The sequence below is a fragment of the Bifidobacterium eulemuris genome (assembly GCF_014898155.1).
Taxonomy (GTDB): domain Bacteria; phylum Actinomycetota; class Actinomycetes; order Actinomycetales; family Bifidobacteriaceae; genus Bifidobacterium; species Bifidobacterium eulemuris.
In genome coordinates this window covers 1,947,457-1,971,996 of the sequence record NZ_CP062938.1, presented here as the reverse complement: position 1 = coordinate 1,971,996, position 24,540 = coordinate 1,947,457, and the positions used below count along the sequence as shown (strand labels likewise).

Annotated in this window: 20 protein-coding genes; 12 read left to right on the top strand and 8 right to left on the bottom strand. The window is 52.0% G+C overall.

Annotation, left to right across the window (positions count from 1 at the left end; genetic code table 11):
• Positions 1–191: 191 nt before the first annotated feature.
• Positions 192–1,241 carry a LacI family DNA-binding transcriptional regulator gene (locus BE0216_RS08350; RefSeq protein WP_094637680.1) on the bottom strand — a complete coding sequence of 350 codons (1,050 nt, stop codon included), beginning with the start codon at positions 1,239–1,241 and terminating at the stop codon, positions 192–194.
• Positions 1,242–1,493: 252 nt separating this feature from the next.
• Between BE0216_RS08350 and BE0216_RS08345 the strand changes: the two genes are divergently transcribed.
• The 4 genes from BE0216_RS08345 to BE0216_RS08330 all read left to right on the top strand — a co-directional run bounded on the left by BE0216_RS08345 (position 1,494) and on the right by BE0216_RS08330 (position 3,984).
• Entirely contained in the window at positions 1,494–2,036 is a 543-nt protein-coding gene (locus BE0216_RS08345) for a hypothetical protein (protein WP_143249338.1), read from the top strand.
• 15 nt (positions 2,037–2,051) lie between these two features.
• The gene (locus BE0216_RS08340) at positions 2,052–2,441 is read left to right on the top strand and encodes a helix-turn-helix domain-containing protein (protein WP_094637681.1); all 390 of its coding nucleotides are present in this window, start codon (positions 2,052–2,054) and stop codon (positions 2,439–2,441) included.
• On the top strand, positions 2,434–2,838 hold the full coding sequence (locus BE0216_RS08335) for a hypothetical protein (protein WP_143249339.1): 405 nt from the start codon (positions 2,434–2,436) through the stop codon (positions 2,836–2,838). Before BE0216_RS08340 ends, BE0216_RS08335 begins: the two co-directional genes overlap by 8 nt.
• A gap of 117 nt (positions 2,839–2,955) precedes the next feature.
• Positions 2,956–3,984: a glycosyltransferase gene (locus BE0216_RS08330; protein WP_094637683.1), complete on the top strand. Its 1,029-nt coding sequence runs from the start codon at positions 2,956–2,958 to the stop codon at positions 3,982–3,984.
• Between the two features lie 81 nt (positions 3,985–4,065).
• Here BE0216_RS08330 and BE0216_RS08325 read toward each other — a convergent pair whose 3' ends face one another.
• Positions 4,066–5,076 carry a glycosyltransferase family 2 protein gene (locus BE0216_RS08325; RefSeq protein ID WP_226805749.1) on the bottom strand — a complete coding sequence of 337 codons (1,011 nt, stop codon included), beginning with the start codon at positions 5,074–5,076 and terminating at the stop codon, positions 4,066–4,068.
• A 146-nt stretch (positions 5,077–5,222) separates the two neighbouring features.
• Between BE0216_RS08325 and BE0216_RS08320 the strand changes: the two genes are divergently transcribed.
• Positions 5,223–6,626, top strand: coding sequence for a hypothetical protein (locus tag BE0216_RS08320; protein WP_143249340.1), 1,404 nt, complete (start codon positions 5,223–5,225; stop codon positions 6,624–6,626).
• Between the two features lie 98 nt (positions 6,627–6,724).
• Positions 6,725–7,969 (top strand): nucleotide sugar dehydrogenase, encoded by a 1,245-nt coding sequence (locus tag BE0216_RS08315; protein ID WP_094637685.1) that lies wholly within the window; start codon positions 6,725–6,727, stop codon positions 7,967–7,969.
• 66 nt (positions 7,970–8,035) lie between these two features.
• Here the strand turns inward: BE0216_RS08315 and BE0216_RS08310 are convergent, their stop codons facing one another.
• Together BE0216_RS08310 and rfbA are read right to left on the bottom strand one after the other, a co-directional pair.
• Positions 8,036–10,084 carry a rhamnan synthesis F family protein gene (locus BE0216_RS08310; RefSeq protein WP_094637686.1) on the bottom strand — a complete coding sequence of 683 codons (2,049 nt, stop codon included), beginning with the start codon at positions 10,082–10,084 and terminating at the stop codon, positions 8,036–8,038.
• 87 nt (positions 10,085–10,171) lie between these two features.
• A complete protein-coding gene (gene rfbA, locus BE0216_RS08305) occupies positions 10,172–11,092 on the bottom strand; it encodes a glucose-1-phosphate thymidylyltransferase RfbA (RefSeq protein ID WP_094637687.1) in 921 nt (306 codons plus the stop codon).
• A 146-nt stretch (positions 11,093–11,238) separates the two neighbouring features.
• Here rfbA and BE0216_RS08300 point away from each other — a divergent pair, with 146 nt between their 5' ends.
• The 4 genes from BE0216_RS08300 to BE0216_RS08285 all read left to right on the top strand — a co-directional run bounded on the left by BE0216_RS08300 (position 11,239) and on the right by BE0216_RS08285 (position 15,982).
• On the top strand, positions 11,239–12,291 hold the full coding sequence (locus BE0216_RS08300; protein WP_158217250.1) for a glycosyltransferase family 2 protein: 1,053 nt from the start codon (positions 11,239–11,241) through the stop codon (positions 12,289–12,291).
• Positions 12,292–12,315: 24 nt separating this feature from the next.
• Positions 12,316–13,743: a lipopolysaccharide biosynthesis protein gene (locus BE0216_RS08295; RefSeq protein ID WP_094637689.1), complete on the top strand. Its 1,428-nt coding sequence runs from the start codon at positions 12,316–12,318 to the stop codon at positions 13,741–13,743.
• A gap of 66 nt (positions 13,744–13,809) precedes the next feature.
• Entirely contained in the window at positions 13,810–14,847 is a 1,038-nt protein-coding gene (locus BE0216_RS08290) for a glycosyltransferase family 2 protein (protein WP_094637690.1), read from the top strand.
• Complete coding sequence (locus BE0216_RS08285) at positions 14,840–15,982, top strand: glycosyltransferase (RefSeq protein WP_094637691.1); 1,143 nt, start codon at positions 14,840–14,842, stop codon at positions 15,980–15,982. The genes BE0216_RS08290 and BE0216_RS08285 overlap by 8 nt, the downstream gene beginning before the upstream one ends.
• A gap of 70 nt (positions 15,983–16,052) precedes the next feature.
• Here BE0216_RS08285 and BE0216_RS08280 read toward each other — a convergent pair whose 3' ends face one another.
• Positions 16,053–17,495, bottom strand: coding sequence for a sugar nucleotide-binding protein (locus tag BE0216_RS08280; protein WP_094637692.1), 1,443 nt, complete (start codon positions 17,493–17,495; stop codon positions 16,053–16,055).
• A gap of 126 nt (positions 17,496–17,621) precedes the next feature.
• Complete coding sequence (gene rfbB, locus BE0216_RS08275; protein WP_094637693.1) at positions 17,622–18,644, bottom strand: dTDP-glucose 4,6-dehydratase; 1,023 nt, start codon at positions 18,642–18,644, stop codon at positions 17,622–17,624.
• A gap of 66 nt (positions 18,645–18,710) precedes the next feature.
• Between rfbB and BE0216_RS08270 the strand changes: the two genes are divergently transcribed.
• A complete protein-coding gene (locus BE0216_RS08270) occupies positions 18,711–19,541 on the top strand; it encodes an ABC transporter permease (RefSeq protein ID WP_094637694.1) in 831 nt (276 codons plus the stop codon).
• 3 nt (positions 19,542–19,544) lie between these two features.
• Complete coding sequence (locus BE0216_RS08265) at positions 19,545–20,828, top strand: ABC transporter ATP-binding protein (protein WP_094637695.1); 1,284 nt, start codon at positions 19,545–19,547, stop codon at positions 20,826–20,828.
• A 54-nt stretch (positions 20,829–20,882) separates the two neighbouring features.
• Here BE0216_RS08265 and BE0216_RS08260 read toward each other — a convergent pair whose 3' ends face one another.
• Both BE0216_RS08260 and BE0216_RS08255 read right to left on the bottom strand, forming a co-directional pair.
• Entirely contained in the window at positions 20,883–22,271 is a 1,389-nt protein-coding gene (locus BE0216_RS08260) for a glycosyltransferase family 39 protein (protein ID WP_143249341.1), read from the bottom strand.
• Positions 22,272–22,408: 137 nt separating this feature from the next.
• The gene (locus BE0216_RS08255) at positions 22,409–24,349 is read right to left on the bottom strand and encodes a glycoside hydrolase family 25 protein (protein ID WP_094637696.1); all 1,941 of its coding nucleotides are present in this window, start codon (positions 24,347–24,349) and stop codon (positions 22,409–22,411) included.
• Positions 24,350–24,540 lie beyond the last annotated feature (191 nt).

The window sequence follows — 24,540 nt, the reverse complement described above, 5'->3', positions numbered from 1 at the left end:
AGGCTTCGATGCACCGTGCAGGCAGTTTTTTGCAGGCAGTTTTCCGGCATCATGCCGAATCCAGCCTGGATGAACCACCACCGCTGTGTGATGTTCAGTTATAAGCCAACCGCAATCGCCATATTCGTCGTCGCCCGTATAGTCGAATCGTTTCGACTGCATTGGATCGGACGCGAATGCGCATCTCACCGCTATGTCATCGCCACTCTCCCTCCACTCCCGGCGGCGGCAAGATCCAGCACGGATCCCCGCTCCTGAATCACGGGAGAGACCAGATCGACCACTCCGGCGATGCCTCTGTCACCTTCGATGGAGTCCACCAGCAGGCTCACGGCCTTATGAGCCAGCAGCTCCGGCATGACCGGGATCTCGGTGACCGGGCGAGTCATGAACTCCCCTTCAAGGAAGGTGCCGCACGACAGCACCGAAACATCCTCCGGAACGCGGATACCGCGAACCTGCAGCTCCTTGAGCACATGGTCCAGCACGCTTGCCGGCGCCTGGCTGATGATCGCCGTCGCCATGCCCCCATCGGAGAACATCTCATGCACGAACTCCACCGCGTCGAAGTGAGCGAGGTCCGTTTTCGAGAACTCCAGCACGGACATGCCGAGCTCCTCCGCGCGATCCATCACGCTTTCGCGGAACAGCACCACATACCCCGAGCGGCGCTCGTACTCATGCTCATTGTCGCGCAGCAGAATCACGCTGCGATGCCCGCGGTCGTAGAGGTAATCGGCCGCCTGACGCCCCACCTGCACGAAATCAACATCGACGCAGGCGCAACCGTCATGAGACAGGGGGTAGCCGACCGCCACGGTGGGCTTGGCGTAGGTCGAGGCCTTGGCGGCGCGCTCGTCGCTTTCTTCGATATCCATAAGCACCACGCCATCGACGAGGTTGCTGCGCGTCGCCCGCTGGATATCGCCAACCACGTCCTCTCCGGTGAGCAGGAGCACATCGTAGCCGGCGTTCTTCGCCTCCCATGCCGTGCGCAGGAAGTAGGCGTTGTACTTGGCGAGATTGATGTCGCCGCGAATGGGCATGCTCAACGCGATGATGGAGTTGCGTACCCCACGCATCTTCTGCGCGCTGGCGTCGGGAGTGTAGTCGAGCTCCCGAATGGCGTCCATCACCCTACGCGTGGTTTCGGCGGAAATGGAACGCTTATTGGACAGCACATAGGAGACGGTGCTGACGGACACACCGGCGGCGCGAGCCACATCTTTGATTCCAGCCATCACCTCTCCTTCCTTGCATCGGCGCTGCATTACTTCGTTGTCGAAACGTTTTGTCGAAACGTTTCTCTAGTACTATAACGCACACTCATCCGACTTGTCAACTTCCAAGGTCGAAGCAATAAAAACACCCCTACCGTAACGCATAACTCATGGCTGTTCCCGCTCGGCGGGAGAACACACGAATGCGCAGTCTCTCAACAGATGCCCTATCATGGGGGATTAGAATTCACAGAGGAATAGAGGGGGTGGACGATGGCTGAACAATCAGTATGCTTTCAGTTGGCAGAGCGCCCGCGCTTATTCCACTGCTGCACCAGCGCCGCCGCGTCCGCGCACCCGAATTGCTACGTGAAAGATGATCTGAAGCGCGTGGCCGCTGCGGATTTTCCTGCGGCAGGAGCAAAGTACTACATGTTAGGCACCGTTCTCGGCTTGATTCGGCACGCAGAAAGAGGCGATCTAGATGCGACGAATCCCATACAGGGGCAAATCAGCGATCCAGTCCATAAAATTGTATCCCAGCCGGACATATGGGAATTGCGTTGGAGGATACGCGGGAATCCATACCGCCTGTACTATTCCGAAGATTTATCCAAGAGACCTGATTTTGTAGGTTTGAGTTTCGTACGCAAACAGATTGACGGTACACCTGAGGAAGTACGGTTACGGCAAAACCAAGATGCCGCCGAAGCGCAAGACAGATATCGCTATGCCGAACATTTTCAATGGGGACACGACACCAACAACAGAAGATGCGAATATTGCTTCGGCGATTCGATAAGTGACCTTGTCTAGGAGGAAGGATGAACGATGGCCTCCCTAAATCTTGAAGATCTGCACACTCCTGAGCAATACGTGCGATTGGCCGCGACTCTGGAGTCGGACTGGTTGAAGCTTAAACATGATCTAGTACAGCGCAGAAAACAGATCACCGATCCAGCGCATTTGGCCGCTTTTCTCGGCATTACGGTACAAGAGGTCCTTGATTTCGAACAGTACGATTACGACCCTACACAATCGCAGCTGAATGAATACGCCATGGCTCTGGGAGTGCGGATTCGCCCCGACGCTCATGAATTCGGCAATGCCGAACCTATATTGTTCAACGACAATGAGCATGCCGCCGATATTGCGGTTTCATCGATTGACCCACTTGTTTCACAGTTCAATCCTCTAGGGAACTTGGTGCAAAATGACTGAACGGAATTTGGTCTCGCAATTTCGCCAAACGGAATCAAGCGCTTCGGTAAAATGGCTGGGAGCGGATGATGACGATGTACGATACGCCATGCGCGTGAATTTCGCCACTTCTCCAACGAACACAAAGTCATCGCATACATTATTGCTCAAAACAACCGTTGCATTCATCAGGTATTCCTCTGTGGATGAACTAGACAAACAGTCTGATTCCGCGATTGATGCGGAATCAGTGTTTTTTGTTGAGGCAACCACCGCTGAAGCGAACGCATACGAGCTCGTAGCCGAATTGTGGCCTGTTATCCGCTGGGCGGTCCTAACCCAAGTGAATCTTTTAGGTAAGGATATGTCGCGATGGCTTCCCGTCAGAATTTCCGCCACAGATATCGTCGCCGATTGACAGAAACGACAGAATCATAGCGAGGCAACGCCAATCCTCATCGAACGCAGACCTGAAATCTGTGCGAGAGATTGTGTCATACTGGGTGGGTTATACGTTTGCGTCGAAAGGGTTGCTGTGTCTTCTGCGCCTTTGATTTCGGTTATCGTGCCGGTGTACAACGCGGAGAAGTATCTGCGTCACTGTGTGGATTCGATTCTCGCGCAAAGCCACACGAATCTGGAACTTATTCTTGTGGACGACGGCGCGACGGACGACAGCCCGCAGATCTGCGACGAATACGCGGCGCGGGATCCGCGCGTGACGGTGATCCATCAGGACAACGGCGGCATCGCCAAAGCCCAAAACACCGGGCTTGACGCGGCGTCCGGCGATTACATCGCCTTCGCGGACAATGACGACATTCTCGACCGGCACAATCTGGAATACCTGTTGCACGCACTCGAAACAACCGGCGCCGATATGAGCAAAGCCCGCTGGCGCCAGTTCGGTGTCAGCCAGATCGCGGATGTCGCGCAAGAAGCGGCTTGGGGTGCGGACGAACCTTCAAAAGTCACCGTGTTCGCGCATCCTCTCACCGCCTACCAAACGGTGTTCTGCAAATCCCTGCGTCTGCTCGGCGACAAGCTTGGCCGCAACACGGAGGCACGTTATTTCAACGAGGCGAACTGGTGCCGTCTATACCGCCGCGAACTGTGGGAGGGGCTGCGGTTCCCGGAAGGCATGTACGCGCAGGACGTGATGGTGGCTGGAGAGCTGTACAGTCGCATGGACAAGGTTGCGGATATCGACGTGGTGCTGTACTACTGGCTGCAGTCTGCGGAATCGGTGACGCATAAACAGCGCAGCACCGGTTTCTATCACGACAATTTCACCGCCGGTGCCACGAACTTCCGCCTCTGCCTCGAAAAAGGCGTGCGTCCCGGCCGCAGCTATTACACTGTGGTCGGTTCTGTGAACGAACAGACCACCGCCTCTGATTGCTCGCTCCAAGAGAATCGTGATCTGCACGAACAGGATAAAAAAGAGCTTTCCGATCTGCTTGCAAAACTCACTGTGCCGCAGCGCATTCAATGTGCCGTGACGCAAAAACTGCGTTTGGCGGAGAAATACGTCTACGATCGCAAAATCAAGAATATGCGGTAGCGACAGGCGCTTGACTCCGGCGGGGGAATTGGCGCGTTCAAACTAGCCTTCCCTCCCGCGAATAGACGGTTCTATTATCTATTAGCGATGATCCTTCGTCCGCATGACGTGGTGTTCCTCCTGAACCAGATAGTTCGGCCGTCCTTTCACTTGCACAAAAATCCTGCCTAAATACTCGCCTATGACTCCCAGTCCCAGCAGTTCGATGCCGCCGAGCACCAGCATGACGACCAGTAGAGAGGCATACCCTGGGATATCCGCGCCAAAAATGAGCGTGCGCAGGAAGATATATAGCGCATACACAATGGCTCCAACCGAGACCACGGCACCGCAATATGTCACGGCACGCAACGGTGCGACGGTGAACGATGTGACGCCGTCGAGAGCAAGCTGCATCAGTTTGCAGTAGTTCCATTTCGTCTTCCCCGCGGCCCGCGCATCCCGGTCGTACAGGAATTCTATTTTTCGGAATCCTATCCAGCTGAACAGAGCTTTGGAGTTTCGCTCGGATTCGCGAAGCTCACGCAACGCCTCCACGCATTTGCGATCCAATAAGCGAAAGTCACCCGTATCACGCTGAATTGGAACGCTAGTAATCTTCTGCAACAGGGAGTAGTACATGCGTGAAGTGGTTTTCTTGAGCCAGCTTTCACCTTTTCTGGAACGTCGACGAGCGTACACGTCGTCATACCCTTGCCTCCATAGCGCGATCATTTCCGGAATCAGCTCAGGCGGGTCTTGCAGGTCGGCGTCGATAATCACCAAACCATCAGTATGCGTGGCCTCGATGCCGGCAAACATGGCTTTCTCTTTGCCGAAGTTGCGGGACAGAAACACATAGGAGACATCTTCGCGTCCTTGAGCGAACTCGCGAATCAGCTCCTGGGTCCCGTCCTTCGAACCATCATCCACGAACAGCAGCGTGTAGGAGACACTCGACTCGCGCCCTTCGTCAAGCTCCGAAGCGATCAGCAAATCAAGGCGAGCAAACAACGCGGGAAGAACCTCCTCTTCGTTGTAGCACGGGACAAGAATGGTAACGCTGTCTTTGCGTCCCTCTTCCTGTGGCATGGAATGCCGCTCTTCGCTCATATCGCCCGGCCTCCTGCCGCTCGTCTTCTCTCGCACCATGCTAGTCGAGTGGCCGCATGAACACCATCCAACAACGCCGGTCACGATATACACTATGTAATAGCCCGGCTTGGAAGCCGTTGACCCCAACTGAGAAGAGGATAATCGTGGGTTCTTCCGTCAAAAGGTTTCTCACCAAATTCGCACCAGAGATGACCCTGCTGGCGGGACTCGTCGCCATACATTTACTGATGAATGCGACCACAAACGATTTCGAATGGTTTCGTTCCGTACTTGACAACCAGACGCTTGGCGAGTTTCTGGTCTCCCGATATCAAACGTGGAGTTCACGTCTGATCATCGAGGCGGCACTTGTGACCATCACCCACGCGCTCTTGGTATGGCACGTCTTGGATATCGCCATGTGTCTGCTGCTGTTCGTCTCCATCCGCAGCATCGTCTCGCCTTCCGACCAGCACCGCTCCTATATGTCGTGGATCATCCTGCTGCTCATGGCTTGCTATCCGATTATGGATATGTCAAGCGCCGGCTGGGTGGCGACAACCATGAACTACTCATGGCCCCTCGCGTTGGGAATGTTCTCAATGGCGACCATGGTGCGATATATGCGAGCGCATGACGATTCACCGACTGTTCGCAAAACGCAAGCTCCGTCAAAACCGATTATCGCATTGTCGCTGACCTCCGCACTGGTTGCGGCCAACGTGGAACAGTCCGCGCTTCTGCTGTTCGGTTTCACATTGGTGTTCGTCGCGTATTCTCGCTGGAACCGACTGCCTTTGGGAGTTCTTTTGGCGCATCTTGCGATTAGCCTGATTGGCATCGTGTTCATTCTTCTGTGTCCTGGCAACGCGAACCGCAATACCACCGAGGCGCAAACCTGGTGGCCCAATAACCACAATTTCAAGATTCCTGCGGATTACGCCGATTTCTCCATGGCAGATAAGACGTATCTCGGCATTTCCACGACGTTGGATAGGTATCTGTTCCTATCCAATGCTTTTATGTGCGTGTTCGCCATCACACTCGCACTTTTAATTCTACGGCAACGCCCTATCGGTAAACGTGGAGGTCTGCAGGCAGCCATCGCCATCGTTGTATGCGTGCCGTTTATGGCACGTTTCCTCTTGGGTGCGCTTTCCCCGCTACTGCCCGACAGGCTCGTCGCCATCATGAATTACGCAGGATACGACGTTTCCATACTGCGTGTGACGCTCATCGCCGGTCAGATTGCGCTTTGCGCGCTGATTCTCGCTGAATTGTATTGGGTTTACGGTCGTACTTTGCAATTCCTCACGACCGTAGTCATCTTGTTGGCGGGATTCATGTCACGCGTCATTATGGGCTTTTCACCCACGCTGTTCGCGTCACAGGGACGAACCTTCATCTTCGCCGACTTCTGCCTGATGTGTGTCACGGCCATGCTGTTGCATACGCTTACCAAGCGCAATTCACGCACGGAACGCATTGTTATATTGGTGATTCTGGGAGGTTTCGCTGCAGCTACTCTAATTCCCAGCGTCGTCGATCTGATTGCCCCCGCTATCTAACAATCCGAGACTCAGAGCCATCGGCGCGCAGACATTCTTCAGCAAAGCGACTAAGATGCTGAACAGTTATCAATAGCTAATGCGAAGTAGGTTCGTTTATGAAAATCGCTGTTGCTGGAACCGGCTATGTTGGATTGTCTGTCGCACTGCTGCTCAGCCAGCATCACGAAGTGCACGCGCTCGACATCGTTCCCGAAAAAGTGAAGATGCTCAACAATGGCGTCAGCCCGATCGTTGATAAGGAAATCACCGAATTCCTCGACAAAAATCAGAGCGGCGAACGGCCGTTGCGCTTCCATGCGACCGCCGATCCCGCCGAAGCGTATACGAACTGCGAATACGCGGTGATCGCCACCCCCACTAATTACGACGAACAGAAGAACTACTTCGATACCTCCAGCGTGGAGGCGGCGATCGCCGCAGTCCGGGAGCACAGCCCCGCTGCGTGGATCGTCATCAAATCGACCATTCCCGTCGGATATACCGCCCAGCTGCGGGAAAAGCTTCAAGATGCCCGCATTCTATTTTCGCCCGAATTCCTGCGCGAGGGGCATGCATTGTATGACAATCTGCATCCCAGCCGGATCGTCGCGGGCGCTCCGCAGGACGACCCTGAAGCGGTAAGCGCTGCGAAAACCTTCGTGGACCTGCTTGCCCAAGGTGCCGCACCTGATGAGTTGGACCGCAAGAACGTGGATGGATCCATTGGCATTCCGGAACTGGTGGTCGGCACCACCGAAGCCGAGGCGATCAAGCTTTTCGCCAACACATATCTGGCTCTTCGTGTCGCATATTTCAATGAGTTGGACACTTATGCCGAATCCCGTGGTCTCAACACGCAGGAAATCATCAACGGCGTATGTCTGGATCCCCGAATCGGCGAAGGCTACAACAATCCGAGCTTCGGCTACGGCGGATACTGCCTACCCAAAGACACCAAACAGTTGCTGGCGAACTACAGCTCCGTGCCTCAAAACCTTATCGAAGCCATTGTGGACGCCAACTACACTCGTAAGGATTTCATCGCATCGGAGATTCTGGAAAAGGTCAGGAATGTCGAGCACCCGACGGTCGGCATCTACCGACTGACCATGAAAGCCGGTTCGGACAACTTCCGACAGTCAGCGATTCAGGACGTGCTGAAGGCCATCAAAGCCGAAGGCATCGCCACTGTCATATACGAGCCCACGCTCGACAAGCCCGAATTCCACGGAAGCTCGGTCACGCATGATTTGGAGCAGTTCAAGCGTGATAGCGACATCATCGTCGCCAATCGATGGGGCGAGGAACTGTCCGACGCGGCGGACAAGGTGTTCACGCGCGACCTGTTCAGGCGCGACTAAAAGTCGTCATGTGATTGGAGACGTCGGTTGCTGGACATCTCCAATCACATGACGGAACAGTCTTTCTCAGTTGCCCTCTTTAATACCTCTCAGCGCATTCTGAGTTCGCCGATCTATCTCCTGATTAGACAGCCATTCTTCTGATGGAGCTTTCCTCAAAACAGATTTGAGACTGCGCCAAACACTGAGCGGAAAACGCATTATGCCGAACAACGGTTTTTTCAATGCGGGCGGAGCCACTTTTGTTATATTTTGTGCCGCACCTTTAGACCATAGATATATCGACCGCATTATCCTGGCCTTACCTCGTTGGAATCTACTATTACTTTTTGTGTATGACCATAATTCCAGTTCCAACAGTGTTTCCCCCTGACGCCGGGGACCAAGAGCACCCACTAACTCGCTTGTTGCATACCACAGTGAGTCAAGATCGATACGAGCGAATTGGTCGTTCATCACCCAAGCTGGATAATATCCCTGAGACTGAACGACATACCCGTTGGCTCGTTCAATTGCATGAGACACCGTACCATCTTCTTGCATAAGATCTTCGGGCAGAAAGTCCGAATACTCCCATCCCGCTTCAAATAACGGACGCAAAGCCGAAACACGGAACCAGAAACATGAGCCTATGGCAGACATAGACGGCTTAAGCGAGTCCAATGGCACTTTGATATGCAACCGCTCCGACAATAACGTCTTCGTATTTTCATAATTCGCTCCCCAATCAGAAGGAATCGTATGAGCGAAATACACACCGTGAATCGGAGGAGGCGGAGTCAGCATGCCCAGACGAGGACTCTGTTTAAACTTCGCGAGAACGTTGTACACATAATCCTCAGAGCCCAGCGTATTCTCAAGCAGTTTATACGAGAAACCGCGAGATTCAGTCCCATGGTGTCCTTTGTCGAGATTCTGCGAAGACTTTTTATCATGGGCGAAACCGACTACATCATATCCGCCATCAAGAACAACATGTTTCGCAGCCACATATAGCGCTGAGACATCACGACCCCTGTTTTGAACCGGGATAAATGTGACAGGACGAGTAATGCCTTGAGACCGCATGTAATCCTGAACAACGGGTATCTTGTCCGCTGTGGTGGTAATGTACAAATCCGTTATCGCTGGCACTGATGACAGATATCGGAAAGTCATAGGCAACAAATCCATGAAGTATATGTGGAAGATAAACGCTGAACGCTGATCAGAAAGATCGGTTTGCGCACGCAGACGAGTCGGCAATGTATAATTCAAATGCATCGTTCGTCGAATATCGTGAATATTGTACGAGTAGAGCAATGCGTCCCAAATCTGATCCGTATCGTATGAAGTCTCGTATTTAAGATATTCATATAATTCCAATGCTGTTTCGCCGGCTGTCTGGCCGATACCAAAGCTGTAGTCCAGAAAGAAGGACCTGCGCTTAAACACAGGACATTTCTTTTCTCTAATGAGCACTGTGGGTATAAACAGCAAAGGATAGTCGGACAGATACGCGTACTCTTTAGAATCAACGTATACAGACCACTTAAATCCCAACCGTTCAAAATAGCCGGTGAAGGGTATCTCATGTTTATGTGTCACCGACTCGTAATCGTCATAACAAGGATACTGTTCCCAGTATTCCTGAAAAGCCTTGGACTGAATGAAATCACGACGATACGAATGCCAGAACATCTGCACATGAGGGGGAATGACATCATCGCCTGCTCTTCCATCATGGTGCATGGTGATACCCCAAAAATCAACGTCTCTGGAATCCATCTCTGCAAACATCTCAGAAAAAGAATAGACAGGTCCCATAATGGTGTCGTTGAGACAAATTACTTCGTCATACTCCGACAGCTTTTCCCATCCCATATCCAGCATAATCTGCCGATATGCCGCCGCGTCCAAACCTTTATTCTCACGAACAACAATTTGTCTGGTGTATTTCTCGAACAGAGTTCGAGACTGGGGAGAAAGCTTGCCATTGGTAACTATCACCAGATCTTCAAGATTCTGCATCAAATCGGCTAAGAACGTGTCAATGAAGTCCGCAGCACGACCATTTTTATCGAAAAAGCAATAAATTCCAAGCCGCTTCGCCGACGCTGTGTCGATCACAGACATACGTTGTTCCTTCCGATTCCACTCACAAACATGAACACATTGTACCGAGTCCAGCCAAGGCTGATTCCATGGCAGATGCCGAACCACTCACTTTATGCCAGAAGTCTCGTAACTTTTGGGTTTGTCAATGATTTTGTTGTCGGCGACGTCTTTGAGGTGTTGTCCGTATGGGCTCTTGCCGTAGCGTTCAGCCGACTCCATCAACTGCTCGCGGGTGATCCACCCGTTCTCGAACGCGATCTCCTCCACGATCGAAATCGGCAGGCCCTGGGCCCGCTGGACCGTGCGCACGAACTCGCCCGCCTCGTACAGGGAATCCATCGTGCCCGTGTCCAACCACGCATATCCACGCCCCAGCGTGCGCACATGCAGGGAACCATCCTCCAAATACATGCGGTTCAGATCCGTGATCTCCAGCTCGCCACGAGCCGACGGCTTGACCTGCTTGGCGAACTCCACCACACGACCATCGTAGAAATACAGGCCCGTCACCGCGTAGTTCGACTTCGGTACAGCCGGCTTCTCTTCGATGGAGATGGCCTTCTTGTTCTCATCGAACTCCACCACGCCGTAGCGCTCCGGATCGTCCACATAGTAGCCGAACACGCTCGACCCCTCGCCCGACTCGGCCATACGCACTGCGGTCCTGAGCGTCGCGCCCAACCCGTTGCCGTAGAAGATGTTGTCTCCCAGCACCAAAGCGCACGGCTCACCATTGATGAACTCCTCACCCAACAGGAACGCTTGGGCCAGACCATCCGGGCTGGGCTGCTCCACATATGAGAAACTCACCCCGTAACTGCTGCCGTCCCCTAGGAGGCGTTGGAAGTTCGGCAGATCCTTCGGCGTGGAGATGATCAGGATGTCGCGAATGCCCGCCAGCATCAGCGTTGAAAGCGGATAGTAGATCATCGGCTTGTCATACACCGGCAACAACTGCTTCGACGTGACCGTCGTCAACGGATACAGCCGCGTACCCGAGCCACCCGCAAGAATAATACCCTTCATGGCACCTCCTGATGAACTATGAGAATAATCTCGACATCCCTAGTCTACAAGCACCGTACGCGCGCAACGTCTTCGCGCAAGAATCAAGATCAACTTGAACAATCTCTCCTCATTGGAGGTATGCATCCACAGGTAGGATGATGAGCATGACGCAAGATGTTTCTTTTAGTTTTCTGATTCCCGTATACAACGCCGAACACCACCTTCCGACTACTTTGGACAGCATTATCAAACAGGATGATGGCACTATAGAAATCGTCTGCGTAAATGATGGATCCACAGACGGCAGCATGCGTATTCTTCAACAATATGCCAAACAATATCCTTTTATCAAAGTTTTCACACAGCAAAATCAGGGAATTACCAGCGCCCGCAACAAAGCTCTCAAGCATGCTACAGGAAAATGGGTATGCTTTACAGATAATGACGACATTATCGCAGACAATGCTATTAAAGTATTCCATAAGGTTGATGACGAAGACAGTGAAATTATTTATTTCAACTATGAGAAGTTTACAGGTGCATTTCCAAGACAAATAAATAACCGCATGGGAAACGTGGTCTCTTTTTCCGATTCAGATATCACTAAACTCCAGACCGACTTGCTGAATAGGTTTCGAGATAATGTTCCACTAGTTTCTCATAAAGTGTTGCCAACGCCATGGGCAAAGATCTATCGGCGAGAATTTCTTAATCTGAACGGACTACTTTTTCACCCAGAAGTCAAACATGAAGAGGATATTATTTTTAATTTAACTGCTCTCTCATACTGCACCCATGCAAAAAAAGTGGACTTCATCGCATATTACTATCGTTGGTCTGTAACCTCAGAGAGCCACCGCTACCGCGCAGACATCTTTAAAGATGTGCAAATTACATTAAGAACATATCATGATGTAATTACGCAAAGATATAAAAATCGTGCTGACATGTGGGAATTATACCAATACCGCGTTCTTTGGGACCTTCTATACTGTGTCGTCCTTGGACCAATGCACCCAGGTAATTCCGCCCCTTACCGGGAGAGAAAGAAGCAGTTTGATCATTTATTCTCTGATTATCCCGATTTTAAGAACATCTTTTCTCAAACAAGAACCACAAGATTCGAATTCAAGCAGTCAGTGCTTGCCACACTTATCAAATATCGACAGTTCTGGATTCTTAATCTACTAGGATCCATGCTTAACAAGTCCCGCTAACCTGATTTTGATTGGTGATATTCAATGAGACGTGGCGTAATTTTTAGCCTTTCGAGCAATATTATTTTTTTCATTAGCGGGTATTTACTTCATTTTTTCCTGGGTAATACCATGTCTGCGATCAACTATGGTATTGTAGGGACAATAATCACTGTATTAGATTTCGAATATATGTTCCTTAGCAATGGAGCTAGACAGTCGTTAGCCAAAGAAATATCGATGCGCCGCTTTGATACCCTAGATGTCATCTGCAAAACAATCGCATTCCAGATGATCATCATTGCCTTCTTCTTCTGCCTAAATTTTTTCGGAGCTTCGGCATTCGGTATAGTGCTTAACGACATGTCTCTTGAATTTTACTTCAAGATTGCGGCATTCTTAATTCCCGCCAATGGCCTATTCGTCATACTTCTGGGAATAAATGATGGTCTCCAACAGTTTGGAATCAGTGCGCTTCTAGGCGTAATCTATCCGATCGCAAAACTCTCAGCAATACCACTTATTATATTTATTTTTCAGGATAGACCAGTTATAGGCGTGGAATGTGGTTTTCTTCTGGCTCTTTTGATATCGATCATCATTGGTATTCTACTACTGATTCCAGCGCGAAAGAAAATCTCACATCAGAATAATTACAAGATTCCTTTCAAATATGTAGCCAAGAATACACTGAGTTTTTCTTTTTTCTTTATCGTCGTATCTTTAGTACTCAGCATCGACACTCTTGTTGTTAAATCCGTAATCGCGCCTGCCCAAATGGCTGGATATTATACCGGTGCCGTCAACTTCGGGAAAATTTCATACTATCTCATGTCCGCGTTAGTAACAGTAATCCTCCCTGTTGTGTCCAAACTTGTGGGTGCCAACAACCACAGTGAGGCCATAAGAAAAATCCAAGATTGCATGCTTATATCATGCTCTTTCATCCTACCAATCGCTGTTATTATTTCCGCATCTAGCTCATCATTACTAGTTTCGTTTTACACAGAGGAATACGCAACAGCGAATATAGCACTAACTTGTCTTGCTATATCACAATTCTTTATGGGATTAACTGTTATGCTCAACATGTGTTTGACTTCATATAACATACATCGTTTCTCTGACGTTCTTTCTATCCTTGCATTAATTATCGTCGTACCTATTTTCGTCATTTCCGCGAAATGGGGAGGGATCAACGCGATAGCTTTTGCAAGTCTGATATGCACATGCGTCCTGGCATTGATATCTTTCATCAAAGTCACTCGAACCATCGGTCACATCATCACGCGTAACACCTGGAAAGCAATAGCAGCGGCAGCGGCCCTTTGGATTGCCACTCGGCTATTGTTCACGGTTTTCCCTATAACGAATCTTTTTATTCTGGCAATCAGTTATGCAATTCTCTTCGCGGGATTCATCGCCTTTTTGCTGGCCTGTCGTGTAATCACACTGCCCAAGCTACGCCCGTGACACGGCATCGACTACTATGGTTCTCTAGGCAACACTAGTTATCTTTATTTACCAGTAAGGCTTTTTATGCGCTTGTTCATTCAGATTCCCTGCCTTAACGAAGAGAAAACGCTTCCGTTGGTATTGGAGAATATGCCTAAGGAGATTCCGGGCATCGACGACATTCAGCTGTTGATCATCGATGATGGGTGCAGCGACAATACCGTGGAGGTTGCTCGGGCTCTGGGCGTGCAGCATGTGGTGCATCATGCCAAGCCGATGGGACTGGCACGGGCGTTCCGCGACGGAGTGGATTACGCGCTCAAGCATGGCGCCGATATCGTGGTGAACACCGACGGCGACAACCAATACCCTAGCGAAGCCATCGGTGATCTGGTACAGCCGATTGTGCGCCATGAGGCCGATATTGTGGTCGGCGACCGGCAGACATCGAAGATTGCCGAGTTCTCCTGGTTCAAGAAGCGCATGCAATCTTTCGGCTCCTGGGTGGTGAATCAGGCCGCAGGCACTCGCATACCGGATGCGGCCAGCGGTTTCCGCGCCTACTCAAAGAATTCGCTGCTCAAGTTGAACATCGTCACCGAGTTCAGCTACTGCATGGAGACGATCATCCAAGCCGGCAACAAGCGCATCCCCATCACTTCGTACGCCATCACGACTAATCCCAAAACCCGTGAGTCACGGCTGTTCTCGAATATCTTCGAGCATATGGCCAAATCCGGCGGCGCCATCATTCGCAGTTATCTGATGTTCAAGTCGAATGTGATCTTCAAGTGGGGCGGCATCATCTGCGGTGTCATCGGTCTCATTCCGATTATCCGCTTCCTGATTCTCGCGTGTATGGGAATGACGGCCGGCCATCTGCAATCGCTGCTGCTGGGCGTTGCACTGATCATGCTGAGCGCTTTGTGCTTCGCGCTGCAGATCATCTCCGAGGTGCAGCGCATCCAGCGCAAACTCGTCGAAGATCAGCTGGAGCGAACCAAGGAGATTCAATATTCCGCTCCGTTCCAGAAGATCTGGGGTGAGCAGGACGAGTTTGGCGGATACTCGGGCAGGCCCACTGAAGGTCCTCTGATCTCCATGGAAGACAACAATGACTGATATTAAACACAACGTTCCAACAGTGATGGCTTTCGGAACGTATAACGTCCGCAAGCATCCTCGTGTAGGCATTCTCATTGACGGACTACGCCGGAATGGGTGCCGAGTCGAAGAGATCAACCATCCGCTTGAGCTTTCCACCGCACAACGTGTGGAGATTCTCAAGAAACCGTGGAAGCTGTTCGGATTCGCTTGGAATCTTCTCGGCTTGTGGCGCTCTCTATCCAAAGAATCCAAAGCCTGGATGAGCGCGCATGGCCGCCCCAGCGCCGTGCTGGTCGGTTACATGGGGCATTTCGACGTGCTGCTCGCCAAGCATATCTTCAAGAATGTGCCGATTATTCTTGACCACCTCATCTTTGCCGGAGATACCGCCAAAGACCGTGGGGCCCAAGGGCTGAAGGTCAAGCTGCTCGCCAAGCTCGATCGTATGGCGATCCGTGCCGCGACATTGGTGCTGCTCGACACCGATGAGCATCTTCGCTTGATGCCCGATGCGGAACAGCATAAGGGAATGGTCGTGCCCGTCGGCGCCCCTCGCGAATGGTTCGACGCAGGCAACACCAGGCCCTCTTCCGAACAGCGTTTGGGAGACGTGGTGTTCTACGGATTGTATACGCCGTTGCAAGGCGCGCCGGTTATCGCTGAGGCGATTGTGAAGCTGGCTGAGCGGAATATCAGGCCGAAGTTCACATTGATCGGCAAAGGTCAGGACTATGACCAGGTGCGTTCCATCATCAACGATCTGGATAATGTGACGTTCATCGAATGGGCGGAACCGGAGGAACTTCCCCGGATGGTCGCCTCTCATACGATTGCGTTGGGGATTTTCTCATCAACGCCTAAGGGATTGCGTGTGGTTCCGAACAAGGTGTATCAGTCGATGGCCGCCGGCTGCGCTGTTATCACCTCGGATACCGCTCCTCAACGCCGCATGGTTGCAGATGGAGCGGTTTTCGTTGAACCAGGCAATTCCGATGCCTTGGCGGATGCCATTGAGCGTCTGCTCTCGGACGTGGACGCGCTGGCCCAAGCGCAAGGGAATGCCGTCAAGGTCGCGCGGAAATTCACTTCATCGATTATCACCAACGATATGACGACGTGGATTAAGCAGATATCCGACCGTAAACGGTAAGCACATACGCACGTAAATGGCTGGGGCTTTCGCTCAACTTCTCATTGAGTGGAAGCCCCAGCCGTTTGTATTACTTGCCGAGTTCCTCGTCGACGTATGCGGCGAGGGTCTCTTCCCAATCGGCCGGCTTGTAGCCCGCGGTCTCAATCTTCTTGAGGCTCAGCGCGCTGTGCGTGGGGCGCGGGCTGATCGGCGCGGTCGCGTTCGCGAAGTACTCGGCCGTACTGATCGGCTTGACCTTATCGCCGTTGCCGTTCGTGCGCTCGAACACGGCGGCCGCGATCTCAGCCCAGGACTTGACCGCGCCGGAGCCGGTCAGATTGTACGTGCCGTACGCGGCGTCACCGTCAAGCAGATGGAAGATCGCCTCGGCCATGTCCTTGGTGAAGGTCAGGCGGCCGTACTGGTCGTCCACCACGGTCACCTGCGGCAGATCGCCGGAGGCGACCTTGTCGCTCAGCATCATCATGGTCTTGACGAAGTTGCGGCCCTCGCCGATCACCCAGCTCGAACGCAGGATGTAATGCTTGGGCGCGTTCGCCACCGCGATATCACCCGCGGCCTTGGTCTGCCCGTACACACCCATCGGCGCGAAACATTCCGACTCGTCGTGCTCCTCTTGGACACCGTCGAATACATAGTCCGACGAGACATGCACGAGCGTGATGTTGTGCTCCGCGGCCACGCGGGCCAGCAGGGCCGGCCCTTGGGCGTTGGCCTTCCACGCCAACGCGCGTCCCTCAGGGGTTTCGGCCTTGTCCACGGCCGTGTATGCGCCCGCGTTGATGATCGTGCCATACAGGCTCCAATCATATTTGCCGTACTGGGCCGGATCGGAGAAGTCGAACTCGTCGATATCGTTATATTCGAAACCCTCCAGGCCATGTTCTTCGGCATAGGCGCGGATCGCGCGACCGAGTTGGCCGTTGCAGCCGGTGACCATCGTGCGCTTCGGGCTCATCGCCTTGGCGTCGGCGAGCATCGGATGGTTCAGATCGGCGTCCGAACGCTCCGCCTCGCTCAACGGGATCGGCCATTCAATCGCAAGTTCGGGATCGGCGAGGTTCACGAACGTGTACGAGCTCTTCTGTTCCAGGCTCCAATGCGCGTTCACCAGATACGTGTACGCGGTGCCGTCCTCGAGCGCCTGGAAGCTGTTGCCCACGCCGCGCGGCACGTAGATCGCCTTCGACGGATCAAGACGGGTCGTGTACACCTGGCCGAAGCTCTCCCCAGGACGCAGATCCACCCACGCGCCGAACACCGCGCCGCACGCGATCGAGATGTACTTGTCCCACGGCTCCGCATGGATGCCGCGCGTCACACCGCGCTTCGCGTTGAAGCTGATGTTGTTCTGTACCGGCCCGAAATCCGGCAGTCCCAGCTCCATCATCTTCGCCCGCTGCCAGTTCTCCTTGAACCAGCCGCGATTATCCCCATGCACCGGCAGATCGAACACCAGCAACCCCGGAATGTTCGTCTCCGTAACCTTCAGTTCCTTCTCAAAATCCATAACCGCACTCCTTAACATCCATCACCGCTCGTCATCATGAGCCTATCGACACTCGTCATTTCGAGCGAAGCGCAGCGAAGTCGAGAAATCCCGCTCCGCCCGCATCATCCACCCGAACGCAGGCACTTACTGGCCTTGGGCCTTGTAGCGGGCTTCGGTGGCGGCCTTCACCGGCTCCCACCACGCGCGGTTCTGCGTGTACCACTCGATGGTCTGCTCCAGGCCGGACTCGAAGTCCGTGTGCGTGGGAGTCCAGCCCAGCTCGGTACGCAGCTTGGTCGAGTCGATCGCGTAGCGGCGGTCATGGCCGGGACGGTCCTGCACCCAGTCGAACGCGTCCGCGTCCTGGCCCATCATCTTCAGGATCATCCTGAGCACGGTGATGTTGTTCTTCTCGCCGTCCGCGCCGATCAGATACGTCTCGCCGATCCGGCCCTTCGTCAGAATCGTCCACACGCCCGACGAATGGTCCTCGGTGTGGATCCAGTCGCGCACGTTCTCGCCCTTGCCGTACAGCTTCGGACGCACGCCCTCGAGGATGTTCGTGATCTGGCGCGGGATGAACTTCTCCACATGCTGGTACGGACCGTAGTTGTTACTGCAGTTACTGATCGTGGTCCTCAGACCGTACGTGCGCGTCCACGCGCGCACCAGCATGTCCGACGCGGCCTTCGTCGATGAATACGGACTGGACGGATGATACGGCGTGGATTCGGTGAACCGGGCCGGATCGTCCAGGGCCAGATCGCCGTACACCTCGTCCGTGCTCACGTGATGGTAGCGGACGTCGTACTTGCGCGTCGCCTCCAGAAGGCGGAACGTGCCTTCCACGTTCGTCTTCAGGAACGGCTCGGGATCCGCGATCGAATTGTCGTTATGCGACTCCGCCGCGTAATGCACGATCGCGTCATGCCCCGGCACCAACCTGTCCAACAGGTCCGCATCGCAGATATCGCCCACGACCAACTCCACCCGGTCCTCCGGAAGACCAGCGATGTTCTCCGGGTTGCCCGCGTACGTCAGCTTGTCCAACACCGTCACATGGGTCTCGGGATGGTTGTCCACCACGTAATGCACGAAATTCGAACCGATGAAACCACAACCACCGGTCACAATAATATTTCTAGGAGAAAACAGTTCTTCAGCCATAGCGCCCATGATACTACCTACTGTTCCTCGCCCGCGAACCATACCCACTGGTACGATGTATGTTTTATGACGGATGCGGTAAAACAGCTTCAGGGGCGATATCATTACGCGATTGTAGTTTTCAAAGAGCTTGTGAAGAGTGACTTCAAGTTACGCTACCAAGGATCGTTCCTCGGTGTTCTTTGGTCGGTCCTCAAGCCATTGATGTTATTCGCGGTCATGTATACGGTATTTGTCCGTTTTCTTAAATTCTCAGACAATACCCCTACATTCGCAATCTCTTTGTTATGCGGCACCTGTTTGTGGAGTTTTTTCAGCGAAGCTACTTCCACCGGAATGATGTCGGTCGTCAACCGAGGCGACCTATTGCGTAAAATCCATTTTCCGAACTATATTATCGTTGCAGCTGCGACCGTAGGATCAATGATTTCCCTTGGTATCAATCTTATCGTCGTGATTGTTTTTGGATTCTTCTCACATGCGCATTATACATGGCGTGTTTTATTGGTACCGCTAAATCTCTTACAGTTGTACGCCCTTGCGCTGGGCATCGCGCTACTTTTAGGTTCGCTCTACGTTTATTTTCGCGACGTTTCGCATATATGGGAAGTGGTCTTACAAGCACTGTTTTATGCCACTCCTATTATCTACCCTGTATCTTTCCTTTTTGATCGTGGCTTCGGCTGGGCGGCGAACATTATGATGCTCATGCCTTCGACACAGATCATTATGGACATTCGACACAATCTACTTTCCCCTGAGTATGTACCAACTGTATGGACCATGGTCGAAAATCCTGTACTTTGTCTTCTGCCTTACGTGGCTACACTCGTCATTCTGTCGCTAGGTATATACGTATTCAAAAAGAATAGTGCAAAATTTGCGGAGGTTCTCTAACACATGCGCAGCATAGAAAAGCCATCAGAGATCATGCAAACACTCACAGATGACGAACGTCCAGTCGTGCTTAAGGTCGACCATGTAGCCAAGTCCTTTCGCCTCCCCACAGAGCAGGCGAATGGTTTAAAAATGGCTTTCCTCAACTGGACTAAAGGAATCAAAGGGTATACCGAACAGACTGTGCTGAAGGACATCAGCTTTGAAGTACGCCAAGGTGATTTCTTCGGAATTGTAGGACGAAACGGGTCAGGCAAGTCCACTCTGCTCAAAATCATTTCTCAAATCTATATGCCAGAACATGGTTCTGTTGAAATCTCTGGCAAACTTGTTCCCTTTATAGAACTTGGTGTAGGTTTCAATCCGGAACTCACCGGTCGAGAAAATGTCTATCTTAACGGAGCACTTTTGGGATTCACGCGTGAAGAGATAGACGTGATGTACGACGATATCGTTGATTTCGCAGAACTTAACGATTTCATGGACCAAAAACTTAAAAACTACTCATCAGGAATGCAAGTACGACTCGCCTTCTCCGTTGCGATTAAAGCACAAGGCGACATTCTCGTTCTTGATGAAGTACTAGCGGTTGGAGATGAAGCATTTCAACGCAAATGTGATAATTTCTTCGCAAATATCAAGAAAGATCAAAGTAAGACAGTTATTCTCGTCACACATAGCATGGATGCTGTCAAAAAATATTGCAATAAGGCCATCCTCATTAAGGACGGCGAAATCATTGTCTCCGGAAATAAAAATGATGTAGCGGACCGATACACACTCGAAAATATCAGAGACAAAGATTCCAATAAACAGCATTACGAGGAAAACTCGGCGACTCTCGGACTTAATGAAATCGTTCCGGTCTTATCAGCCGCACCTGTCGACAGCCCATTATGCAATTATGACTCAAACTTTAATTTCCAAGTCGAATATGAATACAATGGAACAAAACCATTTTACATGGCGCTTGCTCTTCATGATCTGACTCGCGGAGGAGTACCTTATGGAGACAGCTTTGATTTAACCGAATCGGGCCGGCATATCGTCCATTTCTCCATTCCAACGAATATGTTCAATAATGGTGACTATCGAGTAATCGCCTCGATACACGAGTGGGATGGGGAACATACGGAAAGCGCCGAACTCGTTGCATTCACCAATGAAAACAATGCTTGCGATTTCTCTCTGCGCGACCCACGAGGAACCGATAATTTCGCTTTAATCAGTAAAAAAGCTTTATCGTATCAGATACTCGATCCACACCTAGCAACGCGCCAATTTTGAATTCTGTGGGAAAGATTCGCTCTTTCCCACAGAAAACTTTTTAAGCTGATCAATTTATAGAGGTGCAAGTCCAAGAACCGAAACAAAACAGACGATAAATCCTATGCCGGACACGCACCATGCGATCCATGGTTGTTTGCGATTTTGTACGGTAAGTGCCCAGCAGCACAACACAAATGGCACCATCATAATGCTATACCGGATGTTCACGTTTACGAACATAGACCGGTCACCCATGTATTGCATTATTTGGACCAAGGCAGGGCTTAGCAGCAATCCAAATATGGTGGAGTACACCAGCAACTTGTGCGAACAGACTCCGTCATTCTGAAAATAGAGGAAGAAGGCTGCGCCCAACATAACAATTTGCAGCAGAGACAACCATCCCGAATATCCCACAGAAGCATCAAGCCCTCGTAGGCTTCCTGGACTAGTCGAAAGATCAAAGCTGGACATCAATGTGTTAAGGAATTCACCAATTGGAAGTCCTTCCACAGGAGCAGTGCTTGTACCTGTGATAGCCGGGACATACGAGGCATCCCCTCGGTGTGATTGAATGAAGCGCCATCCAAAAACGCAGACTAGCGCCACGAACACACAGGCGCATGCAGCAACCATTTCCTTGACGGCCGTTCGCCGTTGGTTTGCTTTCACAAAATCAATCAGACCATGCAACACCAAAATGAAACACAATGCAAAGATCGAAAAAGCGAACGTCCCTTTTATCATGCAGGAGAAAACTACAATAATAAGAGGTATCAACAGATGGTAGTTTTTTTCTCTAAAAAACCGTGCAGCTAACCATAACATTCCAGCACCGCAAAGCAGGCCCGGAGCATCATTGGTTACAGCTGTTCCCGTATTCAAAAATATCGGAATATAGGGGACAAGCGAACATACAGCCAGACTGCAGGAAAAATTAACTTGCCACTTTCGCAATGCCGCATACATGGCTAGCAAACCCGCTACCATCCAAATAACTGATACGGCACGTGCAGCTTGGGCAAAAGAGATTTCGGAATACAACATAGAAACCAGCCTTGCCAAAAAGCCAGTTATAGCATAATAAAGCGGGGGGTGAAAATAGTTATACTGCTCTCCAGCCCCTAAAGATTGCTCGGCGGATGTATCTGCCCCACACGCAGGAAGATTGGGTGTATTCGCTATTTTGTCACTAATGCTACGCCATCCGGAACAGGATAAGTCATCAAGAATTTCGTCCGGCAGCAAATCTCCTCGAGCAGGGATCTCACCGTGGGATACGGACCATGCATACCCCATGTGAGTCTGCTCATCATAGATGGAGTATGTGCCACCATATGCCTTAAGAGCTAAGCCATAGTAAAGACTCGGCACTACAACCAGCAGCAGAACGATGCACAGGGCTTTCCCTCCCTGCATATTCAAAAAACTCTTTACTTTTTCTCCGATTTGCCTGGTCATAGTGAACTCCCGATGTCATGGTTACGCCGATACTCGAGCCTTAAGCGTCTTAGCATCAACTGAGTGTAGCAACGACTGTAATCATTGAACAAACACTTCCTGTCAAGCTTGTCTCTAGGTTAATTCATCAAACCAGTTCAGCGCCGAACTATGAAAGTGTCCTTGTTATCCCCATTCCAATCGCCGACTAAGACGCTGTCAGCAGTACGACCATAGGCAAAGACCTTATCGGCGACACCACTGGAAATAGAATTCTTGATGTAATATGTGGCGCCTCGGCGGACCGCCAACGTATCAACACCGTCGCCATCCCAATCACCGACCAAAACAACGTCGTTCGATTTCCCATAAGCAATGACGACGTCAGCGGCACCGGCACTAATTGAATTCTTGAAGTAATAAATGGCCCCACGGCGGACCGCCAACGTATCAACACCGTCACCGTCCCAATCACCGACCAAAACGTCATCGCCGTTTTTTCCATATGGAATAACTTTGTCAGCGATGCCTCCATCAATAGTATTTTTGAAATAGTAGAGCGCACCTCGACGTACGGCCAGCGTATCAATGGAATCGCCGTCCCAATCTCCGACCAGTACTATGTCAGAAGCCTTCCCGTAAAGAAAATCTATTTCAGCGTTGCCTCCGCACAATGCATTCTTAACTAGGAAGCGGTTGCCTCGTCGAATTGCTAATGAATCTTTTCTGTCGCCATTCCAATCTCCAGATAAAACAACGTCACTTGACTTCCCGTATTGGAATGAGTAATCCGCAGCGCCACCTTCCAATCTATTCGAAACGTAGTAACCCGTTCCAGTTGGATATGAAATAGCGTATTCGCGAACCCCGAAGGCGTTGAGGTCCACGATGCCGCTGATGCCGTCCACGGCACCGATGGACGTGTATTGCCACCCGCGGCTGTTGGTGGGATAGCCGAAGTTGGTGCGCTCGCCGTAGCTGGCCACCCATGTGGTTTTGGCATGGATGCTGCTGGAGTTCAGCGCGCTCTTGAGGTAGCTGGTGTACGAGTACACGCCCAAGTTCGTGTATCCGGCGGCCTGCAGTTTGGCGTACCAGGTGTTGACGATGCCGTCGTAGACGCTGGGGCTGGTGGGCGGCTTGTGGCCCGCCCAGGTCCAATTCTCCAGGTCGTAGTACACCGGGTAGCTCAGGTCGCTCGGTGAGACTCCTACCTGTTTGAGCAGGCTGACGATGTCGTCGCCCTCATCGGCGGCGAGCTCGTTGTTGTAGGCGTACGAATACGTGTAGATGCCGAAGGGGATGCCCAGGCGCTTACATTCGCTGATATTGCGTTTCGCCTGCTCGTCGAGGCCGTTGCCGGCACCGTAACTGATGCGGATGATAGCGCCTTCCACGCCGTCGTTTTTGGCGGCTTGCCAGTCAATGGTGCCCTGCCATTCGGAAACGTCGACCACGCCCTTGGCTTGCTGCACGAACAGCGTGCCGTCGCTCTCGAAGAACGCAGCAGATCCGTTATATGTGCCCCAGTAGGCGCCGTACTGATTGTTCCCAAGCGCGGCCAGCTGCACCGTGCCCTCCGTGGATGAGGTGGAGGATTCCACCGCGCCATCCGCGTTATTCGTATCGTCCGCGCCGTCCACGCTATCGTCAGTCATATCGGAATCCGCCTCGTCGACTTTCTGACGTACCTCCGCCACCTGCACGGGGATGAAGGATTCGCCATCGGTTTTGGCGAGCGGATCGGGCTGTTGCGATTGCGTGCCGACCAGTTCGGGATCAGTCACTGTCTCGCCGGTTTCGATGTTCTGCACTTCGCCATCCGCGTTCACCGCCAGTTCGGGCGAGACGACCGTCGCATCGTCCGGAACGTCCTCGCTTACGGTGGAAGGCAGCTCCTGCGTGGGATTGTCCGGAATGCTGTCAGCATCGCTCAGCTGCAGGTCGTCGATGGTTTGGATCTGCGAATCGGATTGCGGCCACGTCAAATCTTCCAGGGCCGTATCCGTGATGGCGTACGCCGGAACCACGCTCAACGACGCCGTCAACGCACCGGCGACAGTCAACACGGCAACGCGTTTCCAAGTATGTGCAGTCATAGTTGTTCTCCTCATATGGCATCGCTATCCCGGCGAATATCCATCCTCCAACCTAACGCACTCGGCTCCCCTCGCCAACAGCGCTCCCACAAACCTTGCGAATCATTAACAATTAACGTTCGAATTTGACGGCAGCGCCCAAAAATCTCTGCCGCGAAGCCCGTCGTCGATGGCCGGCAGTCCGCTTTCGA